Raw genomic sequence first — 4163 nt, 5'->3', positions numbered from 1 at the left:
GAGGATAGGACGTTGCCACGCGGTTATTATTCCGACATAGCTCAGTTGGTAGAGCACCTGACTGTTAATCAGGTTGTCGACGGTTCGAGCCCGCCTGTCGGAGTTAAGTAAAGAAGCGTTAACTACCCGGTTAGCGCTTTTGACTTATATAATGTTATTTTTGCTGATTTAGCTTAGTTGGTAGAGCATCGGCATCGTAAACCGAAGGTCGGAGGTTCGACTCCTCTAATCAGCATTTATAATTTTAAAAGGAATTCATCAATTTGGTGGATTTCTTTTTTTATGCTCTGTATGTAATAAAATGTAACATGACTTGTTGACCATTTAAATAAATACCATTATCATTACTACCAATGAGGAGCTATTAATATGAGTGAAAAGGAATTAAGACGCTCAATGGCAGTTTTGCCGATGGGTACAGTAATGAAATTAACATCATTAACCGCACGCCAGATTAGATATTACGATGATTGTGGTTTAGTAAAATCAAAACGGACTGAAAGTAATCGTCGTCTCTATTCACTAAACAATATTGATCGAATTTTAGAAGTTAAAGATTATCTAGATGAAGGTATGAATATTGAACAAGTGAAACGGGTTTACGAAAAGCAACGTCGCCGACTTGCTAGTAAGAATAGTAATCAAAGACAAACTGTCAGTGACGAACGAGTTCGTGAGTACCTCCGTGATGATATCATGAAAGCCGGTGGCTTATATGTTGATAACGATCCTCAATTCAAACAAGGTTATTTATAAAAGGGAGATAGAGTAATGGAAAAGACGGCAAAATATACACCTGATGATATTAAAAGAATGGTTAAAGATGAAGATGTACGTTTCCTTCGTTTAATGTTTACCGATTTACTTGGTACAGTTAAAAATGTTGAAGTTCCAATTAGTCAATTAGACCAATTATTAGCAGGAAAGTTAATGTTTGATGGATCCTCAATTGATGGTTTTGTGAGAATTGAAGAAAGTGATATGTATTTACATCCAGATCTTGATACTTGGATGGTATTTCCATGGGGCGACGAACATGGTAAAGTTGCTAGAATTACTTGTGCTGTTTATACGGCAGATGGAAAACTATTTAAAGGAGATCCTCGTAACAATTTAATGCGAGTTCTTGAAGAAATTAAAGAATTAGGTTTTAGTGATTTTAACATTGGACCTGAACCAGAATTTTTCTTATTTGAATTAGACGAAAATGGCCACCCAACTAAAAAATTAAACGATAAAGGTAGTTATTTTGATTTGGCACCAATGGACTTAGCTGCTAACGTTCGTCGTGATATGGTTCTTGAACTTGAAAAGATGAACTTTAAAGTAGAAGCTTCTCATCACGAAGTTGCTCCAGGTCAACACGAAATTGATTTTGAATATGACAATGCAGTTGCTGCAGCTGATCACATTCAAACTTTCAAAATGGTAGTTAAAACAGTTGCTAGACGTTATGGTTTATATGCAACATTCATGCCTAAACCTTTAAATGGTGTAAACGGTTCTGGAATGCACATGAATATGTCACTCTTTGATAAAGATGGAAACAACGCCTTTTATGATGAAAATGGTGACGGTCAGTTATCACAAACAGCATACTACTTCTTAGGTGGTTTATTGAAACATGCGAAAGCATTAACTGCCGTATGTAACCCAACTGTTAACTCGTACAAACGTTTAGTTCCAGGATTTGAAGCTCCAGTATACATTGCTTGGTCTGGCGCTAACCGTTCACCAATGGTTCGTGTCCCAATCGCTCGTGGTAAGGGAACTCGTCTTGAATTAAGAAGTGTTGACCCATCAGCTAACCCATACTTAGCAATTGCTGCCATTTTAAAAGCTGGACTAGATGGAATTAAAAATAAAATTGAACCAGAAGAACCAGTTGATCGTAATATTTACTCAATGGATGGACAAGAACTTAAACTTGACCACATTGAAAAATTACCAACATCATTGCATAATGCATTAGCTGAATATTCTAAAGATCCACTAATGGAGGATGCTTTAGGATCACATATTTACCAAAACTTCTTAGATGCAAAAAATATGGAATGGACTGCATATAGTCAAAACGTTTCTCAATGGGAACGTGATCGTTATTTAGATATGCTTTAAAAAAACACCTAAATAGCTAACAAAACGACTTAGTTAACATGATTAGGTCGTTTTTTAGTTGATTCGTATACGAATGTTCAAATTGAATAAACATAAAATGTAGAGTATACTTACTTTATATTATTAAACAGGAGAGATGATTTTGGAAAATAAAAAAGATATGGATCATGCGTTTTTTGGTCAACCAAAAGGATTAGCTGCGTTAGTTGGAACTGAATTTTGGGAAAGATTTAGTTACTACGGGATGCGAGCAATTCTTCTTTACTACATTGTTGCCACAGTAGCTAAAGGTGGTTTGGGATTATCACAAACCACTGGTTTATCAATTATGGCAATTTATGGTTCATTAGTATATCTTACATCAGTTGTTGGTGGATATGTTAGTGATCGAATTTTAGGCAGTCGTCGAACAGTTTTATATGGTGGGATTTTGATAATGTTTGGACACATTTCTTTATCAATACCTTCTGCCGGAATTGTAGGATTATTCGCTTCAATTGCCTTCATTATTTTAGGAACAGGTCTTTTAAAACCAAATATTTCTGATATGGTTGGTAAATTATATAAACCAGATGATCTTCGTCGCGAAAGTGCGTTTACGATTTTCGTCTTTCTCACCAACTTTGGAGCTTTTATTTCACCATTAGTTTGTGGATGGGTTTCTTCTTCATATAATTACCATGTTGGTTTTTCACTTGCCGCAATTGGAATGTTTTTTGGTCTTTTATTATATTACTTTGGTGGTAACAAAACCCTTGCTGAAGATGGTGCAAAACCTTCTGATCCTTTGCTTGATGGAGAAGGTAAGAAAGTTACATTTATCATTATTACCGGTTTGATTGTTTTTGCTGGCATTTTGGCTGTTATGAAACAAATGAATGTTCTTACTGTTAATAATTTTGTTTCATTACTAAGTGTCGTTGCAATTGTCGCACCCATTATTTATTTTGTAATCATGTTACGAAGTAAAAAAGTTACTCCAGATGAACATAAGAAGGTACTTGCATACATCCCATTATTCATTGGTTCAGTAATTTTCTGGGGAATTGAAGAATCAGGTTCAAGTGTTTTAGCAATTTTTGCCGCAAAACAAACCAATAACCATTTAGGTTGGTTAAACATTGATCCAAGTTGGTATCAATCACTAAACCCATTATTTATTATGCTTTATACTCCATTATTTGTGCTTTTATGGAGCAAGCTTGGTAAAAGACAACCAAGAACACCTAAAAAGTTTGCTTATGGACTATTTTTCTCAGGTCTATCATTCTTACTAATGGTCATTCCAATTTTACTTTTTGGAACTTCTGCTAAAATTAACCCGCTATGGTTAGTTGGTAGTTGGGCAATCATTGAAATTGGTGAAATGCTTATCTCACCAATCGGTTTGTCAGTTACTACACAATTAGCTCCTAAAGCATTTGGTGCACAAATGTTAAGTATGTGGCTCTTATCAGATGCAGCCGGACAAGCAGTTAACTCACAAATTGCTCGTTTTTATACACCGGGAAATGAAATAGCTTACTATGGAACTATTGGTTTGGTAGCAATAGTAGCTAGTGTAGTTTTATTATTCTTTGTTAAACCAATTATTAAATTAATGGAAAATGTTGAATAAGTAAAATTAATAATTAAAGGACTGAATTTATTAAATTCAGTCCTTTTTTGTACACATTTTTAACTATAATTAGGTTGATAATAGATTGGATAGGGTATGTAAAAAAAATTCAAATTTTTTTGATTTTTTTTGGATATTTTGTTGACAAGATCATCAATATCCATTAATATTATATATGTTGATTGGGTGACCTAATCAATTAATCAATGCGGAGGGGTAGCGAAGTCTGGCTAAACGCGGCGGACTGTAAATCCGCTCCTTCGGGTTCGGTGGTTCGAATCCACTCCCCTCCATTTTATTTTTGGGCTATGGCCAAGCGGTAAGGCACTAGGTTTTGATCCTAGTATGCGCTGGTTCGATCCCAGCTAGCCCAATATTTAATCGACTGACATAATGTCAGTCGATTTTTTTATCCATAATTGGCGAG

The 4163-nt window shown here is 35.1% G+C and carries 3 protein-coding genes and 4 tRNA genes; all 7 read left to right on the top strand.

Going from position 1 to position 4163, the window contains the following annotated elements; translation table 11 throughout:
* The first annotated feature begins 30 nt into the window (after positions 1–30).
* The 7 genes from FD36_RS06140 (at position 31) to FD36_RS06110 (ending at position 4110) form a co-directional block, all read left to right on the top strand.
* A tRNA-Asn gene (locus FD36_RS06140) sits at positions 31–103 on the top strand.
* A gap of 59 nt (positions 104–162) precedes the next feature.
* Positions 163–235, top strand: a tRNA-Thr gene (locus FD36_RS06135).
* A 134-nt stretch (positions 236–369) separates the two neighbouring features.
* Positions 370–756, top strand: coding sequence for a MerR family transcriptional regulator (locus FD36_RS06130; protein WP_056958806.1), 387 nt, complete (start codon positions 370–372; stop codon positions 754–756).
* Between the two features lie 15 nt (positions 757–771).
* Entirely contained in the window at positions 772–2118 is a 1347-nt protein-coding gene (glnA, locus tag FD36_RS06125) for a type I glutamate--ammonia ligase (RefSeq protein ID WP_056958804.1), read from the top strand.
* Between the two features lie 136 nt (positions 2119–2254).
* The gene (locus FD36_RS06120) at positions 2255–3736 is read left to right on the top strand and encodes a peptide MFS transporter (RefSeq protein WP_056958802.1); all 1482 of its coding nucleotides are present in this window, start codon (positions 2255–2257) and stop codon (positions 3734–3736) included.
* Positions 3737–3946: 210 nt separating this feature from the next.
* Positions 3947–4029: transfer RNA gene (locus FD36_RS06115), tRNA-Tyr, on the top strand.
* 9 nt (positions 4030–4038) lie between these two features.
* Positions 4039–4110, top strand: a tRNA-Gln gene (locus FD36_RS06110).
* Positions 4111–4163 lie beyond the last annotated feature (53 nt).

The organism is Fructilactobacillus sanfranciscensis DSM 20451, assembly GCF_001436035.1.
GTDB lineage: Bacteria > Bacillota > Bacilli > Lactobacillales > Lactobacillaceae > Fructilactobacillus > Fructilactobacillus sanfranciscensis.
This window is presented reverse-complemented; position numbering and strand designations above follow the sequence as displayed.